The sequence below is a fragment of the Actinoplanes sp. NPDC020271 genome, assembly GCF_044388125.1.
Lineage (GTDB): Bacteria > Actinomycetota > Actinomycetes > Mycobacteriales > Micromonosporaceae > Actinoplanes.
In genome coordinates, this window is record NZ_JBIRWQ010000001.1 from 775,428 (window position 1) to 798,830 (window position 23,403).

26 protein-coding genes are annotated in these 23,403 nt (G+C 71.4%); 8 read left to right on the forward strand and 18 right to left on the reverse strand.

The features are described from left to right. The first annotated feature begins 2 nt into the window (after positions 1-2). The 4 genes from ACH442_RS03415 to ACH442_RS03430 all read left to right on the forward strand — a co-directional run bounded on the left by ACH442_RS03415 (position 3) and on the right by ACH442_RS03430 (position 4,649). Complete coding sequence (locus ACH442_RS03415) at positions 3-1,409, forward strand: ABC transporter ATP-binding protein (protein ID WP_396120935.1); 1,407 nt, start codon at positions 3-5, stop codon at positions 1,407-1,409. Continuing rightward, entirely contained in the window at positions 1,406-2,197 is a 792-nt protein-coding gene (locus tag ACH442_RS03420; RefSeq protein WP_396120936.1) for an energy-coupling factor transporter transmembrane component T family protein, read from the forward strand. Before ACH442_RS03415 ends, ACH442_RS03420 begins: the two co-directional genes overlap by 4 nt. A 68-nt stretch (positions 2,198-2,265) precedes the next feature. Then, positions 2,266-3,978 carry a histidinol-phosphatase gene (locus ACH442_RS03425; protein WP_396120937.1) on the forward strand — a complete coding sequence of 571 codons (1,713 nt, stop codon included), beginning with the start codon at positions 2,266-2,268 and terminating at the stop codon, positions 3,976-3,978. Further along, positions 3,975-4,649: a hypothetical protein gene (locus ACH442_RS03430; protein WP_396120938.1), complete on the forward strand. Its 675-nt coding sequence runs from the start codon at positions 3,975-3,977 to the stop codon at positions 4,647-4,649. The genes ACH442_RS03425 and ACH442_RS03430 overlap by 4 nt, the downstream gene beginning before the upstream one ends. A gap of 203 nt (positions 4,650-4,852) precedes the next feature. Here ACH442_RS03430 and ACH442_RS03435 read toward each other — a convergent pair whose 3' ends face one another. The 5 genes from ACH442_RS03435 to ACH442_RS03455 form a co-directional block, all read right to left on the reverse strand. Beyond that, a complete protein-coding gene (locus ACH442_RS03435) occupies positions 4,853-5,227 on the reverse strand; it encodes a PH domain-containing protein (protein WP_396120939.1) in 375 nt (124 codons plus the stop codon). Next, positions 5,224-6,153 (reverse strand): 5,10-methylenetetrahydrofolate reductase, encoded by a 930-nt coding sequence (locus tag ACH442_RS03440; RefSeq protein WP_396120940.1) that lies wholly within the window; start codon positions 6,151-6,153, stop codon positions 5,224-5,226. The genes ACH442_RS03435 and ACH442_RS03440 overlap by 4 nt, the downstream gene beginning before the upstream one ends. Positions 6,154-6,321: 168 nt before the next feature. Then, positions 6,322-6,744 carry a PIN domain nuclease gene (locus ACH442_RS03445; RefSeq protein ID WP_396120941.1) on the reverse strand — a complete coding sequence of 141 codons (423 nt, stop codon included), beginning with the start codon at positions 6,742-6,744 and terminating at the stop codon, positions 6,322-6,324. Next, positions 6,741-6,980 (reverse strand): DUF2191 domain-containing protein, encoded by a 240-nt coding sequence (locus ACH442_RS03450; protein WP_396120942.1) that lies wholly within the window; start codon positions 6,978-6,980, stop codon positions 6,741-6,743. Before ACH442_RS03450 ends, ACH442_RS03445 begins: the two co-directional genes overlap by 4 nt. A gap of 68 nt (positions 6,981-7,048) precedes the next feature. After that, positions 7,049-7,942: an aldo/keto reductase gene (locus ACH442_RS03455; protein ID WP_396120943.1), complete on the reverse strand. Its 894-nt coding sequence runs from the start codon at positions 7,940-7,942 to the stop codon at positions 7,049-7,051. Between the two features lie 124 nt (positions 7,943-8,066). On the opposite strand from ACH442_RS03455, the gene ACH442_RS03460 reads away from it, so the two are divergent. Together ACH442_RS03460 and ACH442_RS03465 are read left to right on the forward strand one after the other, a co-directional pair. Next, positions 8,067-8,363 carry an MTH1187 family thiamine-binding protein gene (locus ACH442_RS03460; RefSeq protein WP_396120944.1) on the forward strand — a complete coding sequence of 99 codons (297 nt, stop codon included), beginning with the start codon at positions 8,067-8,069 and terminating at the stop codon, positions 8,361-8,363. Beyond that, positions 8,360-9,094: an HAD family hydrolase gene (locus tag ACH442_RS03465; RefSeq protein ID WP_396120945.1), complete on the forward strand. Its 735-nt coding sequence runs from the start codon at positions 8,360-8,362 to the stop codon at positions 9,092-9,094. Before ACH442_RS03460 ends, ACH442_RS03465 begins: the two co-directional genes overlap by 4 nt. Here ACH442_RS03465 and ACH442_RS03470 read toward each other — a convergent pair. Genes ACH442_RS03470 through recO form a run of 3 tightly spaced genes read right to left on the reverse strand, consistent with a single transcriptional unit; the run spans position 9,084 to position 11,160 of the window. Further along, positions 9,084-9,605: a histidine phosphatase family protein gene (locus ACH442_RS03470; RefSeq protein ID WP_396121032.1), complete on the reverse strand. Its 522-nt coding sequence runs from the start codon at positions 9,603-9,605 to the stop codon at positions 9,084-9,086. The two genes, ACH442_RS03465 and ACH442_RS03470, sit on opposite strands and share 11 nt — an antisense overlap. Continuing rightward, the gene (locus tag ACH442_RS03475; RefSeq protein WP_396120946.1) at positions 9,605-10,387 is read right to left on the reverse strand and encodes an isoprenyl transferase; all 783 of its coding nucleotides are present in this window, start codon (positions 10,385-10,387) and stop codon (positions 9,605-9,607) included. Before ACH442_RS03475 ends, ACH442_RS03470 begins: the two co-directional genes overlap by 1 nt. After that, complete coding sequence (recO, locus tag ACH442_RS03480; RefSeq protein WP_396120947.1) at positions 10,384-11,160, reverse strand: DNA repair protein RecO; 777 nt, start codon at positions 11,158-11,160, stop codon at positions 10,384-10,386. Before recO ends, ACH442_RS03475 begins: the two co-directional genes overlap by 4 nt. A 107-nt stretch (positions 11,161-11,267) precedes the next feature. Here recO and ACH442_RS03485 point away from each other — a divergent pair, with 107 nt between their 5' ends. Beyond that, positions 11,268-12,035 (forward strand): DUF4097 family beta strand repeat-containing protein, encoded by a 768-nt coding sequence (locus ACH442_RS03485; protein WP_396120948.1) that lies wholly within the window; start codon positions 11,268-11,270, stop codon positions 12,033-12,035. Here ACH442_RS03485 and ACH442_RS03490 read toward each other — a convergent pair. The 8 genes from ACH442_RS03490 to ACH442_RS03525 all read right to left on the reverse strand — a co-directional run bounded on the left by ACH442_RS03490 (position 11,994) and on the right by ACH442_RS03525 (position 19,993). Further along, a complete protein-coding gene (locus tag ACH442_RS03490) occupies positions 11,994-13,040 on the reverse strand; it encodes an acyltransferase (RefSeq protein ID WP_396120949.1) in 1,047 nt (348 codons plus the stop codon). The genes ACH442_RS03485 and ACH442_RS03490 overlap by 42 nt on opposite strands. Positions 13,041-13,122: 82 nt before the next feature. Next, complete coding sequence (era, locus tag ACH442_RS03495; RefSeq protein WP_396121033.1) at positions 13,123-14,019, reverse strand: GTPase Era; 897 nt, start codon at positions 14,017-14,019, stop codon at positions 13,123-13,125. Between the two features lie 785 nt (positions 14,020-14,804). Next, positions 14,805-15,188 (reverse strand): cytidine deaminase, encoded by a 384-nt coding sequence (locus tag ACH442_RS03500; RefSeq protein ID WP_396120950.1) that lies wholly within the window; start codon positions 15,186-15,188, stop codon positions 14,805-14,807. Then, positions 15,181-16,536 carry a hemolysin family protein gene (locus ACH442_RS03505; protein ID WP_396121034.1) on the reverse strand — a complete coding sequence of 452 codons (1,356 nt, stop codon included), beginning with the start codon at positions 16,534-16,536 and terminating at the stop codon, positions 15,181-15,183. Before ACH442_RS03505 ends, ACH442_RS03500 begins: the two co-directional genes overlap by 8 nt. Then, a complete protein-coding gene (gene ybeY / locus ACH442_RS03510; RefSeq protein ID WP_396120951.1) occupies positions 16,533-17,003 on the reverse strand; it encodes an rRNA maturation RNase YbeY in 471 nt (156 codons plus the stop codon). Before ybeY ends, ACH442_RS03505 begins: the two co-directional genes overlap by 4 nt. Before the next feature lie 24 nt (positions 17,004-17,027). Further along, positions 17,028-18,098 carry a PhoH family protein gene (locus ACH442_RS03515; RefSeq protein ID WP_396120952.1) on the reverse strand — a complete coding sequence of 357 codons (1,071 nt, stop codon included), beginning with the start codon at positions 18,096-18,098 and terminating at the stop codon, positions 17,028-17,030. Between the two features lie 171 nt (positions 18,099-18,269). Further along, on the reverse strand, positions 18,270-19,643 hold the full coding sequence (locus tag ACH442_RS03520) for a serine hydrolase domain-containing protein (protein ID WP_396120953.1): 1,374 nt from the start codon (positions 19,641-19,643) through the stop codon (positions 18,270-18,272). Then, positions 19,640-19,993, reverse strand: a complete 354-nt coding sequence (locus tag ACH442_RS03525) for an HIT domain-containing protein (RefSeq protein ID WP_396120954.1) — start codon at positions 19,991-19,993, stop codon at positions 19,640-19,642. Before ACH442_RS03525 ends, ACH442_RS03520 begins: the two co-directional genes overlap by 4 nt. A gap of 78 nt (positions 19,994-20,071) precedes the next feature. On the opposite strand from ACH442_RS03525, the gene ACH442_RS03530 reads away from it, so the two are divergent. Beyond that, complete coding sequence (locus ACH442_RS03530) at positions 20,072-22,423, forward strand: beta-glucosidase (RefSeq protein ID WP_396120955.1); 2,352 nt, start codon at positions 20,072-20,074, stop codon at positions 22,421-22,423. Positions 22,424-22,466: 43 nt separating this feature from the next. Here the strand turns inward: ACH442_RS03530 and ACH442_RS03535 are convergent, their stop codons facing one another. Both ACH442_RS03535 and ACH442_RS03540 read right to left on the reverse strand, forming a co-directional pair. Then, positions 22,467-23,201 carry a 16S rRNA (uracil(1498)-N(3))-methyltransferase gene (locus ACH442_RS03535; RefSeq protein WP_396120956.1) on the reverse strand — a complete coding sequence of 245 codons (735 nt, stop codon included), beginning with the start codon at positions 23,199-23,201 and terminating at the stop codon, positions 22,467-22,469. Positions 23,202-23,210: 9 nt separating this feature from the next. Beyond that, on the reverse strand, positions 23,211-23,396 hold the full coding sequence (locus ACH442_RS03540; RefSeq protein WP_396120957.1) for a hypothetical protein: 186 nt from the start codon (positions 23,394-23,396) through the stop codon (positions 23,211-23,213). Positions 23,397-23,403 lie beyond the last annotated feature (7 nt).

Here is a 23,403-nt window from a genome sequence, read left to right on the forward strand (position 1 = left end):
CGATGAGCGAGGTCCATCTTCGCGGGTTCGGCCGGCGGCACGCGGGGCGTCGCGCGTGGGCGGTCCGCGGGCTCGACCTGCGGATCCGCCACGGCGAACGGGTGCTGCTGCTAGGCCCGTCCGGCGCGGGCAAGAGCACGCTGCTGGCCGCGCTGGCCGGGCTGCTGCCGGAGGACTCGGGTGAGGCCGAGGGGACCGTCGAGATCGACGGACTCGACCCGCGCAAGGCCCGGGACCGGGTCGGCATCCTGTTCCAGGATCCGCAGACCCAGCTGGTGATGGCCCGTTCCGGCGACGACGTCGCGTTCGGCCTGGAGAACCGCGGGGTGCCCCGGTCCGAGATCTGGCCCCGGGTCGCGGACGCGCTGGCGAGCGTCGGATTCCCGTACCCGCCGGATCGCCCGACCTCGGCGCTCTCCGGCGGCGAGGCGCAACGCCTGGCTCTGGCCGGGGTGATCGCCCTGCGCCCGGGACTGCTGCTGCTCGACGAGCCGACCGCGAACCTCGACCCGGCCGGCGCCGCGCTGATCCGGGACGCGGTCGCGCGCTCGGTCGGCCCGGACACCACGCTGATCGTCGTCGAGCACCGCGTCGCCGACGCGTTGCCGCTGGTCGACCGGGTCGTAGTGATCCAGCCGGGCGGTGGCGTGCGCGCCGACGGCACGCCGCAGGCGATCTTCGCCGCCTACGGCGACGAGCTCGCCGAGGAGGGAGTCTGGGTGCCGGGCCGTCCCGCGACCTCGCGCATCGCTTCCCCTCAAGAATCAACTGCCGAGGTGGTACGGGCGGAGCACGCGGCCGTCCCCGACCGGCTCCCCCCGACGTCGCTGTCCGTCCGGGCCGGCGAGGTCCTCGCGGTGACCGGCCCCAACGGTGCCGGCAAGTCGACGCTCGCGCTGCTGCTCGGCGGCCTGCTCGCCCCCGGTGGCGGCCGGGTGTCCGGTTTCGGCGACCGGCGACCACCACACCGGTGGCGGGCCCGGACCCTGACGCAGCGGATCGGTTCCGTCTTCCAGAACCCCGAGCACCAGTTCGTCACCGGGCGGGTCGCCGACGAACTGGCGCTGGGCCCGCGACGGCTGGGCAAGTCGCCCACCGAGATCCGGCAGGTCGTGGACGAGCTGCTGCAGCGGCTCCGGTTGGAGCGGCTGGCGGGAGCGAACCCGTACACGCTCTCCGGCGGGGAGGCACGGCGGCTGAGCGTGGCGACAGCGCTGGCCACCGCGCCGCGGCTGCTGGTGCTGGACGAGCCGACGTTCGGTCAGGACCGCCGGACCTGGCGGGAGCTGGTCGAGCTGATGGCGGAGCTGCGGGACGGCGGGCACGGGATCGTGGCCGTGACGCATGACGCGGACCTCGTCCGTACCATCGCCAATCGGACCGTGACCATCGGCGGACCGCGACCGTGACGCTGGACCTCGGCCCCGTCGTCTCCCCCGGCGCGCCGCTGGCGCGTCGCAATCCGGTGGCCAAGCTGGGCGCCGCGCTGCTCTTCACGCTGCCGCTGGTGGTGACGCTGGACCCGGTGACCCCGGCGATCGCCGTCGTGGTGGAGCTGGTCGCGCTGCCGTTCTTCGGCGTGCGCCCCGAGCTGCTCGCGAGGCGGCTCTGGCCGCTTCTGATCGCGGCCTTCGGGGTGCTGGTCAGCATGCTGCTGTTCGCCGCCGACCGCGGTGGCGACCTGCTGTTCGCGGCCGGGCCGCTCGAGGTCACCACCGGCGTGCTGGCGAGCGCGGCCGGGCTGATCCTGCGAATCTTCGCGGTCGCGCTGCCGGGCGTCGTGGTGTTCCTGACCACCGACCCGACCGACCTGGCCGACGCGCTGGTACAGAACGCCCGCGCGCCGGAACGGTTCGCGGTCGGCGCGCTGGCCGCGTTCCGGCTGCTGCCGCTGCTCGGTCAGGAGTGGCGGATGCTGACGCTGGCCCGGCGCGCCCGGGGCATCAACACCGGGCGCAGCCCGGCGGTGTTCGTCTCCACCGCGTTCGCGCTGCTCGTGGGCGCGCTGCGGCGCGGGGTGCGGCTCGCCGTGGCGATGGATGCCCGCGGCTTCGACTCGGGCGTCCCCCGCACGCACGCCCGGGTGCAGCGCTTCACCGGGGCGGACCTCGCCCTGCTGGTGACCCCGGGAGTGCTGTCCGCGCTGATCCTGACGTCCACGATCGTCCTGGGGTGGTTCCGGCCGATCATCGGTTGACCGCGTGTTCGTCGCCCGGTCATCGGATCGACAGTGGACGTTGGCCTGATCCCGCGAGGGTGGCGCCCATGGGTCATGGCCACGATCACGATCACTCCCACGACGCGGTAGCCGGGTCGGACGTTCCCGAAGCTCTCGACCTGAGCATCCCGGACGGCGAACTTTCCCCTTCCGACAACTCCCGGCGCAACTTCCTGCGCGGCGCCGGCCTGCTCGGTGCGGGCGCGGCGGCCGCATCGGTCTTCGGACGGCCCGGCGCGGCGGCGGCCGCAGGCCTCCCGCACACCCACGACCAGTACGGCGGCGGCGACGCCAGAGGCGGCTTCAAGTGGCTCGCCGGTGATCACCACATCCACACCCAGTACAGCTCCGACGCGCAGTACCGGGTGCTCGACCAGGCCAAACACGGTCACGCGTACGGCCTCGACTGGCTCGTCATCACCGACCACGGCAGCGCCACGCACGCCAAGATCGGCGTGGACAAGGTCAACCCGGACATCGTGAAGACCCGCGACGAGATCCGGGACCTGCTCACGTTCCAGGGCCTGGAGTGGAACATCCCGGGCGCCGAGCACGCGACCGTCTTCGTCCACCCGGGCCGGAACGAGGTGGACGTCCTCAAGCGGTTCGAGAACGCGTACGACGGCTCGCTGCTGCCGGCCACCAACACCGCCGGCCAGAACGAGGCGCTCGCCGTCCAGGGCATCAAGTTCCTCGGCGAGCAGGTCCGGCAGCGCAAGGTCGAGGGCGCGCTGTTCCTGGCCAACCACCCGGCCCGGCGCGGCATCGACTCCCCGCACGAGATCCGCAACTGGCGGGACGCGGACCCGAGCGTCGCCATCGGCTTCGAGGGCGCGCCCGGTCACCAGGCCGCCGGCATCCCCGCCCCGAACGGTCGCGGCGGCGCCCGCGGCTACTACGACAACAACCCGTCCGCGGCGTCGTTCGCCGGCTACCCGCTGGAGAGCTACCGCACGTGGGGCGGCTTCGACTGGATGACCGCGACCGTCGGCGGCCTCTGGGACAGCCTCCTCGCCGAGGGCAAGACCTGGTGGATCACCGTCAACTCGGACTCGCACGTGGTCTACCAGGACCAGTCCGACCGTGGGCCGGACAGCGACTTCGAGGTCAACGGCAAGTACGACGACCCCGTCTACACCGGCAAGACGCTGACCACGGCCGGTGACTTCTGGCCCGGCTACTACGGGCGGACCAACGTGGGCGCGTCGTCGTTCTCGTACCGCTCGGTCATGGACGGCCTGCGCGCCGGCCGCGTCTGGGTCGACCACGGCCGCCTGATCAAAGGACTGGACGCGCGGGTGCGCCAGACCGGCGACCGGCGCTCGTGGACCGGCACCCCGCTCGGCGGCGTGCTGCAGGTCAAGCGGGGCACCTCGACCGAACTGACCCTCGACATCGACCTGCAGGACACCCCGAACTGGGCGACGTTCATCCCCGAGCTGCAGCGCGTCGACGTGATCGTCGGCACGGTGACCGGCCCGGTCACCGACAAGGACAACTTCCTCGCCCCGGACACCCGGGTGGTGAAGTCGTTCGAGATCACCAGGACCAGCGGGACGGTGTCGCTCAGCTTCAACCTGGGCCGCCTCGACAAGCCGTTCTACGTCCGCGTCCGGGGCACCGACGGCAACCGCAGCCAGCCCGGGCTCAACGGTCCGTCGGTCGACCCGGCCGGGCCGAAGCTCGACGTGGCCGGCGACGCCGACCCGTGGACCGACCTGTGGTTCTACACCAACCCCATCTGGGTTCTTCCCCGATGACCGACGGGCTCGTGCCGGCCGGTTCCCCGGCCGGCACCATCCCCACGGTCGCCGCCGCCCGTTCCGCGCCGGTCGTCGCCGCCGCTTCGGTCGCCGCCACCCGTTCCCGGCCGGTCGTCGCCGCCGCTTCGGTCGCCGCCACCCGTTACGGGCCGATTGCGGCTGCCGCTTCGGTCGTCGTTCACGCTCCGGGCGCGGCGGCCCGGATCGTCGGCGTCAGCCTGGGTCACCGCACCCTGGCCGAGGCCGACCACTGGATCCAGGAGCTGGACCCGGCTCCGGTGCTGGCCTGCACCCACCTGGTCCCGGACCCGTACCCGCACGTCGCGATCAGCCTGCTCACCCCGGAGACGTTCGGCACCGAGCCGTCGTTGCAGCCGGCCGCGGACGCCGCGGCCACCGGGCCGGCCGGCCGCGCGGTCGTCTTCCCGGGCAGCGCCCGCCTCACCGGAACCCTGTCGGTGAGCGAGATCCTGCAGCGCAGCTCCATCGCCCGGGTCGAGATCCTGGGCAGCGGCCCGGCCGGCCCGTCAGCGATCGTCGACACCGGCGACTTCGTCCGCCCGCAGTTCCGCTCGGGCGAGCTGGTCCTGGTCACCACCCCGGCGGCCGGCGGCGTCCTGATCCCGTTCGAACGCCGCGACCCGACGCCCTGCTGCGCCGCCCACTGACCGTTTCCGGCTGGTTCTGACCGTGGTTGTTCGTCCCTCATGACCACCGTCGGAACGAGCCGGAAACCGCAACCCGCGCCGCCGCATCGAGCGGACCCCAGCCGGCGCTCAGAACTGTTCTCCCGGCCCCGAAGCGGCTCCCCGCCCCAGCCGGGACCCGGCGGCCGGCCCTCAGGGCCGTTGTCCCGGCTCTGCCGGGCAGGTCAGAGGACGTAGGTGGCGATCAGCTGGCTGAGCTGCCGGATGTCGACGTTCCGCTTGAACTCCAGCCGGATCTTGCCGAGCCCGCTGTACCAGAGGTCCAGCTCGGTGTCCCGGTCGAAGCTGCCCGCGGTCTCCACCGAGAACGCCTGCACCTTGCTGTAGGGCAGCGACGTGAAGTCGGTCTTCGACCCGGTGATCCCCTGAACGTTCACCGCGATCAGCCGCTTGTTCGTGAAGACCACGAAGTCGCGCACCGACCGGAACCCGAACACGATCTGCTCGCCCTGGATCAGGAACGGCGCGACCTGTGGATACAGCTCGCCGGGGTCGCACGGGTTGAGCTTGAAGACAGAGCCGTTGTTGAAGTCGATCACGACAGTTCCTGACGTCCGAGCAGCGCCGCGACGTCGGCGGCGAGCTGCGTGGTGGCCTCGATCTCGGCCTTGCGGATGGACACGCTCTCGATGTTGAACCCGTACGGCAAGCCCAGGTGCTCGCAGAAGTCCCGCAGATCACGGGCGATGTCGAGGGTGTGCCGGTACGACTCGGCGAGCGGGTCCGACGTGTGCCGCAGCGAGTTCTCCAGCCAGCGCGGCACGTCCACACCGAGCCACCGCAGGAACTCCAGCGTCTTCAGCGACCCGCACAGCGACAACGTGAAGATCATCGTCCGGGGCTGCACACCCCGCGCCCGGCACTCGTAGAAGTAGTCGGAGATCAGGTTCTTCGTCTCGTTGACGTGGTAGATCACCTGCGAGACGAAGAAGCTCGCGCCGCGCTCCTGCTTGGCCAGCATCCGCAGGTGCTCGTCCGGACGCTCACCGATCACCACCGCACCCAGCGGCAGCTCCGGCCGGAACTCGTCCCGCAGTTGCTGCGCCCGGCGCATCCCGGTGCGGACCGGCTTCCCGCCGGAGGACGCGCCGACGAAGACGCTCAGCACCCGCTCCGGGTCGACACCGGTTATCCAGTCGCGCAGCTCGTCCTCGGCATACTTCCCGACACAGCGATAGATGATCACCGGTTGGCGCCAGCCACCCAGGTGCGTCTCGTAGTACCAGGCCGGGTCCAGCGTCGCCAGGAACGGGAACGGCCGCTCCTCCGGATTGCGATCCGACTCGTCGTCGATGTCGTACAGAATCAAACCGTCAAGATCGATGCCACTGATCCGGTCGAGCGTGACCGCGGCGATCTCCTTGATCCGCTCTTCCGCGGTGCTCCGCTTCGGCGGCGTGATGCTGAACAGCAGCACCCCACTGCGAGCTTCGGCCAGCAACTGAGGCAGACGGGCACGAGTCATGCCCCCACCCTAAAAACCGCCCCACCACACCCCACACGACAACCCACCCGTTCCCGCCAGTCGAACACCCCACGGCCTCCGGCCGCAGATCAACTCCGATTGCCCGTACGCCGTGAGCCGCCTCGGCGAACATCATGCGACGCCGCCGCAAGCGGCCCACGGGTAGCGTCAGGCGACAGTGCCCGGATCGGCGATCCAGCGCGTCGGCTGGCCGGTAATCTTGGCGACACTCTCGAAATCGCGGTCGTAGTGCAAGATCGTCATCCCGTGGGATTCGGCCGTGGCCGCGACGAGCAGATCGACCGGGCAAGCCGACCGATGTGCGCCGCGTTTCGTGAGCAGTTCCTGAACCTCGGTCGCACGGTCGAAGATGCCATCGGGCATGATCGCCCATTTGTAGCGCTCCCGGATCGTCGAGGCCGGCTCCCTTCGACGGTCCACGGACTGCGCGGTGTAGTAGATCTCCAGCTCCGTCAACTCGCAGCTGACGAGCAGACCGGAATTGAGGTAATCCCTCCAGGACCGTTGAAGCTCAGCCTCTCTCGCGAGCCTCATATAGGCACTGGTGTCGACCAGGAATTCCACAGTCATGGCCGATAGCTGCGCTTGTCCAAGAACTCCTCGAAGTCTCCGCGAGCGCCCATGACCGCCATCTTTTCCATCGCTTCGACCCGTTTTCGGATCGCGACGATCTCGCGTAACGCGGCGTTGACCGTGTCCGCGGTGTTGTTCGTTCCGAGAATCTTCGCGGCCTCGAACAGGCTCTCGTCGTCAAGCCTGATCTTCTCGATCTCAGGTTGCGCTTCCACGGATACCCACTGCCGCACCTCCCCTCAGGATAGGCAACCCACCCAGGAGGGGGTTGCTTTACGACTAGACCAGTCGCGCGCATTGATCAACTCAACTGAGAATCCGCGGCGGACTGGTCGATTGCCGTCAAATCGTCGTCGTCGAGCCGGAGAGCGGCGGCCGCCACGTTCTGCTCCAGGTGAGTCAGGTCGCCGGTGCCCGGGATGGCCAGGACGTGCGGGCCCCGGTGCAGGGTCCACGCCAGCCGCACCTGGTGCTCGCTCACCCCGTGCCGCCGCGCGACCTCCCGCACACCCGGGTCGGGGGCAGAGGCCGCCGCGCCCGCCTCGCGTCCGGGGCCGGCGATGGCGAAGAACGGCACGAACGCGATGCCCCGCTCACCGCAGATCCGCAGCAGGTCCTCGTCGCGGCGCACGTCGACCGCGTACGCGTTCTGCACGCACGTCACCGGCGCGATCCGGGACGCCGCGTCGAGGTGCGCCGGCGTGATGTTGGACAGGCCCAGGTGCCGGATCAACCCTTCGTCCCGCATCGCGGCGAGTTCCCCGAACCATTCCGCGAGGTCCGCGTCCCGGCGCGTGATCCGCAGGTTGACCAGGTCGAGCGTTTCCACGCCGAGCCGCCGCAGGTTCTCCTCGACCTGCTGGCGCAGTCCGCCGAAGCCCCAGCTTCCGTCGGGCTGCCGCTTCGGGCCGACTTTCGTGGCGACGAGCACGTCATCGCCGTACGGCGAAAGCGCCTTTTTGATCAACTCGGTGGCGTGCCGGACCGGTCCGGGGCCGACGTCGATGATCCCGCCCGGTGAGCAGTAGAACGCCGCCGTGTCGAGGTGGTCGACCCCGAGTTCGACGGCTCTTCGCAGTACCCGGATCGCCACCGTGGTGTCCGGGTTCGCGGTGAGCCGCATCGTCCCGAACCCCATCCGGTTGACGACCCGGTCCCCGACCGTCCATGTCCCCGCTGCTGCCGCATATGTCACCGGGCGACCGTAGGCGGGTCCGGCACCGGTCCGCGTCGGTCGAGCGACCGATACCGATTTGTCACCGCGACTGATAATTTGTAGACATCGCGGAAGCCGTCACGGCGCCTGCGAAAATCAACCCATGCTGGTTGCCTTCTCTGTCACGCCGATCGGTTCCGGGGATTCCGTGGGGGATGCCGTCGCCGAGGCCGTCCGGGTCGTCCGTGCGTCCGGTCTGCCGAACCGCACCGATTCCATGTTCACCACCGTCGAGGGCGAGTGGGACGAGGTGATGGCCGTCGTCAAGCAGGCCGTGGACGCCGTCGCCGCGGTCGCGCCCCGGGTCAGCCTGTCGCTGAAGGCGGACATCCGTCCCGGCGTCACGGACGCCCTCACCGCCAAGGTCGAGTACATCGAGCGGGTCCTGGGCCAGTCGTGAGACGCCTGGTCATGTGGGACATCGACTACACGCTGCTGCGTGGCGGCGGGGTCGCGTCCCGCGCCTGGAAGACCGCGTTCACCGAGGTCACCGGCGTCGCGTGGCGGGACGAACCGATTTTCGGCGGCCGCACCGACCTGGACATCTGCGGTGGCGTCTTCGCCTCGCACGGCGTCACCGACTGCATGCCGGAGACCTTCTTCGCGCGGTACGTCGAGCTGGTCGCCACCACCCGGCACGAGTTCGCCGAGCAGGGTGCGCTGATGCCGGGCGTCCGCGAGGTCCTGGCGCACCTCGGCGACCGGCCGGACGTGGTGCAGACCCTGGTCACCGGCAACGTCCCCGAGGTGGCCGCGATGAAGGTCAGCGCGTTCGGCCTGGCCGGCGCGTTCGACGCCGAGGTCGGCGGTTACGGGACGGACGACAGCGTGCGGGCCGGCCTGGTCCGCCGGAGTCTGCAGCGGGCGCAGGCGAAGTACGGCGAGCCGTTCCTCCCGGTCGTCGTCGGCGACACCGTGAACGACGTGACGGCCGCGCTGGCCAACGATGCGGTCGCGATCGCGGTCGCCACCGGCGCGACCCCGGCGGCCGACCTGACCGCGGCCGGGGCCCACGTCGTACTGCCGGATCTGAGCGACCTGGAAGCGACGCTGGAAGCTCTCACCGGCCCGGTTCCGCGTGGTGACGCGGTCACCGCCGCCGGCCCACACGAGCCGGGATTTACGGCCTGAGCTCGGGCGGGAAGCCGGTCCACTGCAGGACGGGCGGCAGGTGGCTCACGTCGTTGAACATGATCAGCCGAGGTTTCTGACCCGGGAAGTACCGGATCAGGGTCAACCCGGTGTTGCACGAGTTGAGCCCCCGCCACCGTTCCTCGGGCGCTTCCAGCGCATCCCGCACGAACCACGCCACCTGGAACGCGTGCGTGATCAGCAGCTCGTGCGTCTCCACCGCGGCCGGCCCGGCGAACCGCGCGATCATGGCGGCGGAGTTGGCCGGGGTCGGCAGGTTGTCGTCGAGCTCCTCGGCCGCCTCGACCGACACGTCCTTGAGGTGCGCGGCGACCAGCTCGGCGGTGCGCGCGGCGCGGGGCAACGGCCCGTGGAAGACGGCCGAGAACGGCACCTCGGCGAGCCGCTCGCCGAGCAGACCGGCCTGCTGCTCGCCGTCGCCGGTAAGCCCGGTCTCGTCCTCGTTCGCGAACGCGTGCCGGGCGATCCACAGGTGCCGGACCTCGTTCATCACGACGGGCTCACCGGATTCGGCAGGGCGCCGCCGAAGCGCCGGTCACGCTGGGCGTAGAGCTCGCACGCATACCACAAGTGGCGGCGGTCGAAGTCGGGCCAGAGCGTGTCCAGGTAGACCATCTCGGCGTAGGCGGACTGCCAGAGCAGGAAGTTCGACGTGCGCTGCTCGCCGGAGGGCCGCAGGAACAGGTCCACCGCCGGGACCTCGGGATGGTAAAGATACTTCTCGATGGTCTTCTCGTTGACCTTGTCGGCCTTGAGCTTACCGGCCGCAACGTCCCGCGCGATGGCCGCGGCCGCATCCGCGATCTCGGCCTGGCCGCCGTAGTTGACGCAGAACTGGAGGGTGAGCGTCTTGTTGTTCTTGCTCATCTCCTCGGCGGTCTGCAGCTCGGAGATCACGCTCTTCCACAACCGGCCGGAACGCCCGGACCAGACGACCCGCACGCCCAGCTCGACGAGCTGGTTGCGGCGGCGACGGATGACATCGCGGTTGAAGCCCATCAGGAAGCGCACCTCCTCGGGCGAGCGCTTCCAGTTCTCGGTGGAGAACGCATACGCCGAGAGGTAGGGAATGCCCAGCTCGATGGCGCCCTCGATGGCGTCGAAGAGCGAATGCTCCCCCTGCTCGTGGCCCTTGGTGCGGGACAGGCCGCGTTCCTTGGCCCAGCGGCCGTTGCCGTCCATCACGATCGCCACGTGACGGGGCAACGCGGCGGCCGGCAACGCCGGTGGCCGGACGCCGGAGATGTGGGGGGTGGGCGGACGCGGGCTCACGGTTTCAACTCCCGTCGGTCGACAAGCGGCAGCGAGCGTAGCGAGCGCTCCATGTGCCATTGCAGGTGGGCGGCGACCAGGCCGCTGCACTCCCGGCGCACGGACGGGGCGGACGCATCCGCCACCGGCCAGTCGCCGCTGGTCAGGGCCGCCATCAGGCCGAGCGTGTCGGGGCTGGGGTGCGCGGCACCGGGCGGCCGGCAGTCGGGGCAGACCGCGCCGCCGGCCGGGACCGCGAACGCCGCGTGCCGCCCCGGATCACCGCAGACCGCACACTCGGTGAGGGCGGGCGCCCAGCCCGCGAAGGCCATCGCGCGCAACAGGTAGGCGTCGAGCACCAGGCTGCCGGCGTGCTCCCCGGCGGCGAGCGCCTTGAGCGCGCCCAGGGTGAGCTGGAACAGCCGCAGCGCGGGCTCCTGCTCGACCGGGGTGAGGCGCTCGGCGGTCTCGCAGATCGCGCTGGCCGCGGTGTAGCGCGGGTAGTCGGCGAGGAAGCTCTTGCCGAACAGCGACAGCGCCTCGACCTGGCTGACCGAGTGCAACGAGCTGCCCACGCCCTCGGGCGAACCGGCGAGCTGCAGGTCGATGTGGCCGAACGGCTCCAGGCGGGCGCCGAAGCGCGAGGTGGTGCGGCGCACGCCGCGGGCCACCGCGCGAAGCCGGCCGTGGCGGCGGGTCAGCAGGGTGACGATCCGGTCGCTCTCGCCCAGTTTCTGCGCGCGCAGCACGACCGCGTCGTCGCGGTAGAGATGGCGTCGATATCCAGTGGGCACTCCGCCATTCTGCCCGGTACCTACGACAAACCCTGACCCGGATCTCAGGGTCGACTCCGGGACGGGACCGATGGTGCTCGGGATGCCGGCGGAAATACGGTCGTCCCATGAGCCGTAGAGTTGCCCTCCTCGTCCTCGCTGCCGCCTCGGTCGCCGTCCTGGCCGGCTGCGACGGCGCGGTGGGCGCCAAGATGACCTTCGACGACACCGAGAAGACGAAGGTCACCGAGATCGTGCTGAGCGGTCAGGGTGGCGGCGACGTGACGGTCACCACGGGCAACGTCGCGGAGACCCACATCAAGCGGATCGTCCTCGGCGGCACCGGGTCCGGCCCGGTGTACCAGCTCTCCGGGACCACCCTGACCCTGCCGACGGAGTGCGGTTTCTGCCACATCTCGTGGGAGGTCCAGGCACCGGCCGGGGTGAAGGTGAGCGGCAGCGGCCACTCCGGCAACGTGAACCTGACCGACGTCGGTGCCGTCGATCTGACCGTGACCTCGGGCGATGTCGTGATCGACGGCGCATCCCAGCCGGTCAAGGTCAAGGCTACCTCCGGCAACGTGTCGATCTCCCGGGTGCCCGGGGCGACCCTGGAGGCGACCTCCGGGGACATGCAGGCCCACGAGGTCGCGGGCCCGGTGCAGGCCCGGATCACGTCGGGCAACCTCGATCTGGAGCTGTCCGAGGCGGCGTCGGTGACCGCCGAGGTGACCAGCGGTGACCTGCACCTGCTGGTACCCGCGGGCGGCTATCAGATCAAGCAGCGGGCCGCCAACGGGGACGTGGCCGTCTCCGGGGTCACCGACGACCCGAGGTCGCCGAACGTGCTGGACCTACGCGCGCGCAGCGGCAACCTCTCCGTCGACGCCCGGTGAGGCCGGGGCCGGCGACACCGGCACGGGGATCCGGCGGCCCGGCAGCAGCGCCGGCCGCCGCCCGGCGGCCACGTCCTCGACCCAGCCGACCAGTGCCAGCACCACCCCGAGCAGCACGGCCACCGCGACCAGCCGCCAGCCGTAACCGATCACTCCGGCGATCGGCAGACGGTGCGCCTCGCCGAACCGGGTCACCAGGACCAGCACCGGGATGTGCCAGAGGTAGATGCTCAGGGCCCGCGAGTTCAGCGCGGTGAGGATCCGGTGCTGCCCGACGGCCGGCGAGCAGCTGAGCGCCACCAGCACGAACGCGGCCGACCAGAGGGCGTTGCCGAGCGGGATGTCGTTGAGGTCGTAGCCGCGCGGCCCGGGATGGGTCAGCACCCAGGCCACCGCCGGCACGGCGAGCCCGGCCGCGATGACGGCCAGCCGCTTACGCGGGATCCGGCTCAGGTGACCGTCGTGATGGGCGAAGCCGAGCATCCAGGCGCCGCCGTAGAGCGCGAGGTCGTGCACCACGTTCACCGGCTTCACGCCGGTGATTTCGAAGAACAGCAAGACGACGTACGGGATGAGCACCGCGACCAGAGGAAAGCGGCGGAAAACCGGCAGCGCCAGCGGTGAGAGCAGGACGAACCACAGGAAGTCCCGCAGATACCACGTGTGGCTGAGCAGTTCCATCCAGCGGCCGGTGGCCTCCGGGTCCACCAGTGGAAAACCCCAGAGCAGCAGATGTACGTCGAACGGGGTGCCGGCGATCAGCATCGCCGGCACCGCGATCAGCAGGGTCAGCACCCAGAGCGACGGGAGCAACCGGCGCAGGCGTCGCTCCACCGCCCACACCCCGAACCGGTCCAGCGACGCCGCCATCAGCGAGCCGGCCAGCGCGAACATCACCGACATGGCGGGGAAGACGACGGTCAGCGCCGCCCAGCCGGTGAGGTGGTAGATCACCACCCGGACGGTGGCGATCGCGCGGAGCAGGTCCAGGTACCGGTTGCGCATGGCCAACCGTGTTACCCGGTTTGCCGACGAAAGCGCAAATCCGGTGAGTTATACCATATTCAGGGAATGTCCTACTTTTGAGCTAGAAGCCCAGCTTGCGAAGTTGCTTCGGATCCCGCTGCCACTCCTTGGCCACCCGGACGTGCAGGTCCAGATACACCTTCCGGCCCAGCAGCTGCTCGATCTCCACCCGCGAGCGGGAACCGACCTCCTTGAGCCGCGCGCCCCGCGTCCCGATCACGATCGACTTCTGGCTGTCCCGCTCCACGTAGATGTCCGCGAAGATCCGCGTCAGGTTGCCCTCGACCAGCATCTCCTCGACGATCACGGCGATCGAGTGGGGCAGCTCGTCGCGCACGCCCTCCAGCGCCGCCTCCCGGACCAGCTCACCGATCAGCACCTGCTCGGGCTCGTCGGTCAGCACGTCGTCCGGGTACAGCTGCGGCGACTCCGGCATGTGCCGGATCATCGCGTCGATGAGGTTCTCCACCTGGTGCCCGGAGACCGCGCTGACCGGGATGATCTCGGCGAAGTCGTAGAGCTCGGAGACCGCCAGCAGGCGCTGCGCCAGCGTCGCCGGGTCGACCAGGTCGACCTTGGTCACCACCGCGATCACCTTGGCCTTGAGCTCGCTGATCTCGGCCGAGATGAACCGGTCACCGCGCCCCACCGGCTCGTCCGCCGGGAAACACACCCCGATCACGTCGACCTCGCTCCAGACCTCGCGGACCAGGTCGTTCAGTCGCTCGCCGAGAAGCGTCCGGGGCCGGTGCAGCCCAGGGGTGTCGACCAGCACCAGCTGAGCGTCCGGCCGGTGCAGGATGCCGCGGATCACGTGACGGGTGGTCTGCGGCTTGTTCGAGGTGATCGCGATCTTCTGGCCGATGATCGCGTTGGTCAGGGTCGACTTGCCGGCGTTCGGCCGCCCGACGAAACAGGCGAAACCGGCGCGGTAGACGCCGTCGTCCTTGTGCTCCACCGTTGCGGCCTTGTGCTTGCGGACCCGCGGCTTCCGTTCGGGACGGCCCTCCGGTCGCACCGACTCCGGCAGCGCTGCGGCTGTCTCGCCGCGCTCCGGGGCGGCGGCCGGAACAGCGCCGGCGCGGCCACGATCGGCTCCCGGCCGGGGCCGCCTCGGCGCACCGGAGGACTCGCCCGCGCGAGCGATGCGTGAACCGGAACCGGCCGCGCCCCGCTCCCCGGACGGACCGCCACGGGGCTTGTTCCCGCGCGGGTTCGCGCCCTGCTGCTCGGCCCGGCGGGCCGCGCGGCGCTCCTGGCGCTTCAGCTCGTTGCGCTCGCCCGCCGTGAGCCGGCGCTCGGCCGAGGGGGGGGCGGGAGTGCCGGGCCGGTTCTCCGGCGCACGGCGGCCGTCCCCGGATGCCGGGCGACGCTCCCCCGGCGCGGGCCGGCGGTCACCGGACGCGGGACGGCGGTCACCGGACGCGGGACGGCGGTCGGCGGGGCTCCAGTCCCCGGCGCCCGGCCGCCAGTCCTTCGTCGTGGAGCGGCGCTCGCCCGGCTGCGGGCGACGCTCACCCGGGGCGGGCCGGCGATCACCGGACGCGGAACGGCGGTCAGCCTGCTGGGGGCGGCGGTCGCCCTGCTGGGGGCGGCGGTCAGCCTGCTGGGGGCGGCGGTCGCCCTGCTGGGGGCGGCGGTCAGCCTGCTGGGGGCGACGCTCCCCCGAGGCCGGACGACGATCATCGGATGCGGCGCGGCGCTGCTCCCGCTCGGGACGGCGCTCGCCGGAATGGTCGGCGCTCACGCGGTGACCGTGCCGAGCAGCGCCCCGGACGGACCGGCGACATGGATCAGTGCATCGGCGGCCAGGTCACGGACCGCGGCGTGACCGGCGCCGTCCAGCGTCACGGCCTCGGTGACGACGGCGGCGGCCTCGATCTTCGTGGCGCCGGAGGACGCGGCCTGGGCCACGGCCAGCTGCAACGCGGTCACGGTCAGGCTGGGCAGGGCCACCGAGGCGGCCGCGTAGGTGCGACCGTCCTGGTCGCGGACCGCGGCGCCCTCGGTCGCACCGACCCGGGCGCGCGAACTGCGGGCCAGGGTGACCAGCTTGGCGTCCTCGGCGCTCAGCGCGGCGTCACCGGCGCCCGGCACGGTGACAGCGGCAAACGACTGCTCAGGCATCAGCGGGAAGTCTTTCCTCGTTCTCGGCTACGTTCTCATCGTTGTCGTCGGCGGGCGGGGCCGGCTTGACCCGGCGCACCAGCACCGAGTCGATCCGGTTCCGCCGGCCGGTGGTGCCCTCGGCGATCAGGTGCAGGCCGCCGACGTCCGCCTGGGCGCCCGGGATAGGCACCCGGCCCAGCGTCTGCGCGAGCAGGCCGCCGACCGTCTCCACCTCGTCGGTGGGCAGCTCCACGCCGAACACGTCACCCAGGTCCTCGATCGGCAGGCGGGCGGCGACGCGGACCGCGCCGTCATCCAGGTGCTCGATCGGGGGGCGCTCCACGTCGTACTCGTCGGTGATCTCGCCGACGATCTCCTCGAGGATGTCCTCGATGGTGACCAGGCCGGCCGTCCCGCCGTACTCGTCCACCACGATCACCAGGTGGTTGCGGGCGGCCTGCATCTCGGAGAGCAGGTCGTCGACCGGCTTCGACTCCGGCACGAACGTCGCCGGGCGCATCGCGTCGGCCACCGCCTGCGCGGTCGCCGCCGGATCGCCGCTCTGCGTGCGCCGGATCACGTCCTTCAGGTAGAGCACGCCGAGCACGTCGTCGACGCTCTCGCCGATCACCGGGATCCGCGAGAAACCCGACCGCAGGAACAGGTAGAGCGCCTGCTGAAGGCTCTTCGGCGCTTCGATCCACACCATCTCGGTGCGCGGCACCATCACCTCGCGGGCGATCGTGTCGCCCAGCGCGAAGACCGAATGGATCATCTCGCGCTCGCTGTGCTCGACGACACCGCGCTGCTCGGCCAGGTCGACCAGCTCACGCAGCTCGACCTGGCTGCCGAACGGGCCCTCCGGGAAACCCTTGCCCGGGGTGACCGCGTTACCGATCAGGATCAGCAGCGAGGCCAGCGGGTTCAGCACCCGGCCCAGCCAGCGGACCAGCGGGGCGGCGGCCCGGCCCACCGCGTACGCGTGCTGGCGTCCCAGCGTCCGCGGCGCGACCCCGACCACGACGAAGCTGATCAGCGTCATCGCGCCGGCCGTGATCAGGGCGGCGGGCCAGCCCACGCCCCAGGTGTCGACCGCGACGAGCGCCACCAGCGTCGTCGCGGAGAGCTCACAGAGCAGGCGCAGCAGGAGCAGCAGGTTGACGTAGCGCACCACGTCGGAGGCGACCGCGGTGAGCGCACCGGCGCCCCGCTGCCCCTCGCGCTCCAACTCGCCGGCGCGGGCCGCGGAGACCGTGGCCAGCGCCGCGTCGGTCATCGAGGCGAGACCGGCCAGCAGGACCAGCCCGACCGCGAAGAGGATCAGTTGCAGGTCCGGCAGGCCGGCCGAGGCGGGGTCCACGATCAGCCGGCTCTGCGCCCGGCGCGCCAGCTCTGCAGGAGCTTGTTCTGCAGGGCGAACATCTCCCGCTCCTCCTCCGGCTCGGCATGGTCGTAGCCGAGCAGGTGCAGGGCGCCGTGCACGGTGAGCAGGTGCAGCTCGTCGGCGGCGGAGTGCCCGGCGGCGGCCGCCTGCTTCGCGGCCACCTCGGGCGCCAGCACGATGTCACCCAGCAGCGCCGGCTCGCCGGTGCCGGACTCGCCCGGGCCGTGGTCCACGCTGCCCTCGTCCATCGGGAAGGCGAGCACGTCGGTCGGCCCGTCGCTGCCCATCCAGCGATGGTTCAACTCGGCCATGTAGTCGATGTCGACCAGGAGGACGGACAACTCGGCGAGCGGGTTGACCCCCATCTCCTCAAGGGCATGCCGGGCAACCGCGAGGATCGCGTCGGTGTCGACCTCGACTCCCGACTCGTTGGCGATCTCGATGGACATAGTGCTGCGATTACCCCTTGCGAATCAGCGCCGGCGCTGAGCCCGGCCGTTGGTGGCCCGGCCCGGTACGGCATGAACGGAATTTGCTGCCTGCTCCTGCTCGGCGTCGAACCGCGCATACGCGTCCACGATCTCCGCGACCAGCCGGTGCCGCACCACGTCGGAGCTGGACAGCTCGGCGAAGTGCACGTCCTCGACGTCGCGCAGGATCTCGCGGACCACCTTGAGCCCGCTCGTGGTGCCGCCCGGCAGGTCGACCTGAGTCACGTCGCCGGTCACCACGATCTTGGCGCCGAACCCGAGCCGGGTCAGGAACATCTTCATCTGCTCGGGCGTGGTGTTCTGCGCCTCGTCCAGGATGATGAAGGCGTCGTTGAGCGTGCGGCCACGCATGTAGGCCAGCGGGGCGACCTCGATCGTCCCGGCAGCCATCAGGCGCGGGATCGACTCCGGGTCGAGCATGTCGTGCAGCGCGTCGTAGAGCGGCCGCAGATACGGGTCGATCTTCTCGGTGAGTGTGCCGGGCAGGAAGCCCAGCCGCTCGCCGGCCTCGACCGCCGGCCGGGTCAGGATGATCCGGCTGATCTGCTTGGCCTGCAGCGCCTGCACGGCCTTGGCCATCGCCAGATACGTCTTGCCGGTGCCGGCGGGGCCGATCCCGAAGACGATCGTGTTCTCGTCGATGGCGTCGACGTAGCGTTTCTGCCCCAGCGTCTTGGGCCGGATGGTGCGGCCCCGCCGGGACAGGATGTTCAGCGTCAGCACCTCGGCGGGACGCTCGGAGGTGTTCTCCTCCAGCATCCGCAGGGTGCGCCGGACGGCGTCCACGCTGAGCGTCTCGCCCTTCTCGATGAGCTCGACGAGCTCGGAGAAGAGCCGCTCGGCGGTGGCGTTGTCGGCCGGCTCGCCGGTGATGGTGATCTCGTTGCCGCGCACGTGCACGTCACTGCTGAGCGTGCGCTCGATGAGTCGGAGGATCTCGTCCTTGGCGCCGAGCAGGTTCACCATGATCTTCGGGTCGGACACCGAGATCTTGGTCTGCGCCCGCACCGGGCTGGACGAGCCCGTGCTGGAAGGGTTCGGCGTTCCGGTCATAGGGCGGCCCAGCGGGCCTCCGCCACCTGCTCTCGTTCTCGGCGGTGCAGTTTGAAGGCGTCGTCCCGGTCGGGGCGGCGTGCTCAAGGATCGTGCCATCCTATCCGCTCCCCCGCCGGCCTGCCGATGCCATTATCGGCAGGCCGTTCGCCAGATCACCTCCCAGGGCTATCAGCCCGGGCCGTCGGAGGCCCGGCCACCGTCGAACGCCTCCTGCCCACGGGTGAACCGGTAGGTCGCCCAGTGCATGCGGACCACCGCGCCGGACTCGTCCCGGGTCAGGCGCAGCAGCTCACCGACCTCGCGCCCGGAGGTCGTACGCAAAATGTCTTTATTGCCGGGAACCGGGGAGAAAATCGCCGGTGGGCGGTCCGCCGGAGCCTCCGCCGCGCGAGCCTGCAGTTGCCCGTCGTGCCAGGCGAAGACGAACTCGGAGCCCTCACCCCACCAGCGGCCCAGCACCGACCGGTAGAGATCCGGCGCCGGCGCGGCCACCCGCCACGGCCGGATCTCCGCCGGGTCGGTCTCGACCGCGAGCCGGAGCAGCTCGTGGGCCAGGTCGATGGTCTGCCCGGCGGTGCCGGAGGAGCCGAGCACGGCACAGCCCAGCCCGCCCGGGTTGCCCTCGCCGCCGCGCCGGCCGTAGACCCCGGCCAGGAAACCGGGCATGGCGCCGTCGTGACCGACGTGCACGACGCGCTTGCCCTCGGGCTGCAGGATCAGCCCTAGACCGAAACCGATCGCCCACAGCGACTCGTCGGTGGTGGTCAGCGGCCAGCGCATCTCGTCGAGCGTGGCCCGGTCGAGCACCTTGTTGCCCACCCCGGGATCGGCCAGGAAGGCGGCCCACCTGGCCATGTCCGTGGCGGTGCTCCAGAGCTGCGCGGCCGGGCCCACGCCGCCGAGGTCGATCGGCGGCTCCGGCCGGGCGGCGTCGGAGTACGCGTCGACCAGGTAACCCACGACCGCCTCGGCCGGCCGGTCGACCGTGGTGTGCGCCAGCCCCAGCGGCTCGAGGATGCGCTGGGTGAGGATCTCGGCCCACGTCCCGCCGCGCAGTCTCGCGACGAGTTGTCCGAGGACGGCCACTCCCAGGTTCGAGTAGTGGTAGCGCCGTGCCTCGGGCAGTACCCGCTCGGCCCGGTCCAGCTCGGCGAGCATCCGGGTGTCGTCCGGGGCGATCAGCGTGTCCCACACGTCGCCGTACGGTTCCCGCTGGTAACCGGCGGTGTGCGAGAGCAGCCGCCGGATCGTGGCGTCGCCGTGCGCCGGCACGTCGAGGTAACGCGACACCGGCTGGTCCAGGTCGAGCAGCCCGTCGTCGCGGGCCTGCATGACCAGCACGGCGGTGAACGTCTTGGTGACCGACCCGATCCGGAACCGGCTGCCCGGTCCGAGCGGGTGTTCCGGGTCACCGGAGTCACCGACGGTGAGGACCCACGGGTCGCGGTCGGCACGCAGCAGCGCGACGCTGAGCGCGGGGATGCGCCCGTCCGCCTGCGCCCGCCGGACAGCCTGCTCGTAGCGTGGGTGCGACGTGCTCACCGGCCGGCCAGCATGGGACCCAGCGGGGCGCCGCCGAGGACGTGCGCGTGCACGTGGAAGACCTCCTGGCCGCCGTGCTCCCCGGTGTTGAAGATGACCCGGAAGCCGTCCCCGGCCAGGCCCTCGGCCTCGGCGACGGCGGCCACGGTGGCCAGCACGTCGGCCGCGGCGGCCGGATTCGCCTCGGCGAGCACGGCCACGTCGGCGTAGTGCTCGACCGGGATCACCAGCACGTGGGTCGGCGCCTTGGGGTCGATGTCGCGGAACGCCAGGGTGGTCTCGGTGCGGTGCACGACGGTCGCGGGGATCTCGCCGGCAACGATGCGGCAGAACAGGCAGGTGTTGTCCACCCGTCGGATCTTATGCGGGCCGAATGTGGGTTTGAATGGGTCCCGGAAGGTTCCACCCACTGCTGGGAGCGCTCTCGCATGACCGACTTTGATCACTTGCTCGGCCAACTCTCCTTGGACGAGAAAGTGTCCCTGCTGACCGGGCAGGACTTCTGGTCGCTGCCCGCCGTCCCGCGCATCGGCCTGCGCTCACTGGTCATGTCCGACGGGCCGGTCGGGGTCCGGGGCACCGGCTGGGCGCCCGACGACCCGTCGATCGCCCTGCCCAGCCCCACCGCGCTGGCCGCCGCCTGGGACCCGGAACTGGCCGCCGAGGCGGGCCGGCTGCTCGGGCAGGAGGCACGGCGCAAGGGCGTGCACGTGGTCCTCGGCCCGACCGTGAACCTGCACCGTACGCCGCTGAACGGCCGGCATTTCGAGTGCTACTCGGAGGACCCGCTGCTCACCGCGGAGATCGCGGTCGGATTCGTGCGCGGCGTGCAGGAACTCGGGGTCGGCACCACGGTCAAGCACCTGGTCGGGAACGACTTCGAGACCGAGCGGATGACGGTCGACGTGCAGATCCCGGAACGAGCGCTGCGCGAGCTCTACCTGGCGCCGTTCGAGCGGGTCGCGCAGGCCGGTGGGTGGGGCGTGATGAGCGCGTACAACGGGGTCAACGGCGCGTCGATGGCCCAGAACGGCCGGCTCCAGCAGGAGATCCTCAAGGACGAGTGGGGCTTCGACGGGGTGGTCGTCTCCGACTGGCGGGCCGCCCGGGACACGGTGGGGGCCGCGCTCGGCGGGCTCGACATCGCCATGCCGGCGATGGACAACCCCTGGGGGGCGAAACTCGCGGAGGCGGTCCGGTCCGGGTCCGTTCCCGTCGAGGTCATCGACGACAAGGTACGGCGGGTGCTGCGCCTGGCGGCTCGGGTCGGCGCGCTCGGCGACGCGGCCGCTCCGGCCGTTGCGGAGATCAACGGTGACGAGATCGCCCATCGGATCGCGTCCCGCTCGTTCGTCCTGGCGCGCAACGAAGGACTTCTACCACTGGAAACCGACATTTCTCGACATGTTGCTGTGATCGGCGCACTCGCGCAGGACGCCCGCGTCCTCGGCGGCGGCAGCGCCCAGGTCGCCCCACCGCACGTGATCTCCCCGCTGGACGGCATCCGCGCCGCGTTCCCGCAGGTGGAATACGCGATCGGCGCCGACCCCCGCCCGTTCCTCCCCGCCGCCGCCGGGCCGGGCTGGTCGGACTTCCGCATCGACCTGGGCAGCTACCGGTTCGAGGTGCCCACCGCCGCCGTCCGGTGGCTCGGCGACCCACCCGGCGGCCTCGCCGTGAACGACATCACGTTCCTGGAACTGTCCACGACGTACACCCCGGAGATCGCGGGCGAACACGTCTTCGCGGTCTCCGGGTTCGGCGCGTTCGAGCTGACCGTCGGCGACCAGAAGCTCTACCACGGTTCCCTTCACCCGCCCGGCACCGGCCGCGCCGACCTGCTGCTGCACCCGCGCGAGCAGCGGTTCACGATCACGCTGCCGGCCGGTGAGCCGGTCGCCGTCACGCTGCGGCAGAGCTTCGAGCCCGGCACCGCGCACTCGGCCGCCACCACGCTCGGCCACCGCGCGCCCGGCCCGGACGAGGAAGGCCTGATCGCCGAGGCGGTCGCGCTCGCCGCCCGCTCCGACGTGGCCGTGGTCGTCGTCGGCACCACCGAGCAGGTCGAGTCGGAAGGCTTCGACCGCACGTCGCTGGCCCTGCCCGGGCGGCAGGACGAACTGGTCGCCCGGGTCGCGGCGGCCAACCCGAACACGGTCGTGGTCGTCAACGCCGGGTCGCCGGTGCTGCTGCCGTGGGCCGGGGACGTGGCGGCCGTGCTGCTCACCTGGTTCCCCGGGCAGGAGGCGGGCGCGGCGCTCGCGGCGGTGCTGACCGGTGCCGAGGAGCCGGGCGGGCGGCTGCCGACGACGTGGCCCCGGCGGGCCGAGGACTGCCCGGTGCTCGACGTGACGCCACGGGACGGCTCCTTGGCGTACGACGAAGGGATCTTCATCGGTTATCGCGGCTGGAAGCGCGAGCCGCTCTACGCGTTCGGCTCCGGGCTCGGCTACACCACCTGGACCTACGACCGGATGTCGGTGACCGGCGACGAGGCCGTGGTGACGCTGACCAACACCGGGTGGCGCGCCGGGCGGGAGGTCGTGCAGGTCTACCTGTCGGCGGCCGGGCCGGGGCCGGTCGAGCGCCCGGAGCGCTGGCTCGCCGGGTTCGCGTCGGTCGAGGCGGTGCCCGGCGAGACGGTGAGTGTGCGGATCCCGCTGCCCGAGCGGGCCTTCCAGGTCTGGGACGGCGGCTGGCGCACGGTGCCGGGTGAGTACACCGTCATCGCCGCGCACGCCTACGACGACATCCGCCGGACCGTCGACATCGAGCGCTAGAAAACCGGCCACGCAGCGGCCCCGGCCATCCCGGCCGGGGTCGCTACCAGCGGTCGAGGCGGGCCGAGAGGACCGACAGGGCTGCCACTCCGGCGGTCGAGGTGCGCAGGACGGCGCGGCCGAGCCGGACCGGGATCGCCCCGGCCTCCCGGAATGCCGCCACCTCGGCGTCGCCGATGCCGCCTTCCGGGCCGACGACCAGCACGATCTCACCGGCGCCGGGCAGTTCGACGGTGGTCAGGCGCTCGGTGGCCTCCTCGTGCAGCACGAACGCGGCGGACGCCTCGGTGAGCCGGGCGGCGACCTGCTTGGTCGAGCAGTCCGGCTCGCCGGTCACCTGCGGCAGCCACGGCCGACGGGCCTGTTTCGCGGCCTCCCGGGCGGTCGCCGCCCACTTGTCGCGGGCCTTGAACCCCCGATCGCCCCGCCACTGGGTCACCGACCGCGACGCGGCCCACGGCACGATCTCTTCCACGCCGGTCTCGGTCATCGCCTGCACGGCCAGCTCTCCCCGGTCGCCCTTGGGGATGCCCTGGACCACGACCAGCCGCGGGTCCGCCGCCGGCTCGTGGCCGCGCTCGGCGAGCGCGATCTCCACACTGCCCTTGCCGACCGCCACGACCTCGCCGTGCGCGGTGCCGCCCCGCCCGTCCGCGAGGATCAGCACCTCCCCGGCCCGCAGCCGCTGGACGGTGGCGGCGTGATGCCCCTCCGGCCCGTCCAGCGTGAACGTCGACCCGGCAGGCAGGCTCTCGACCAGAAACAGCGGCGCTGACACCCCTGAACGCTACCGCGAGCCCCCGGACCCGGATTCCGGTCCGGGGCGGGAGAAGGCCGTGACGTCGTCCGCGAAGAGTTCGGGCTGCTCGGCGGGGAGGAAGTTGCCGCCGGCCGGCAGCTCCGTCCAGTGGGTGACCGGCGCCTCCCGCTCGGCGAACCGCCGCACGGTGATGTCCGTGACACCCAGCGCCACCCCGGGC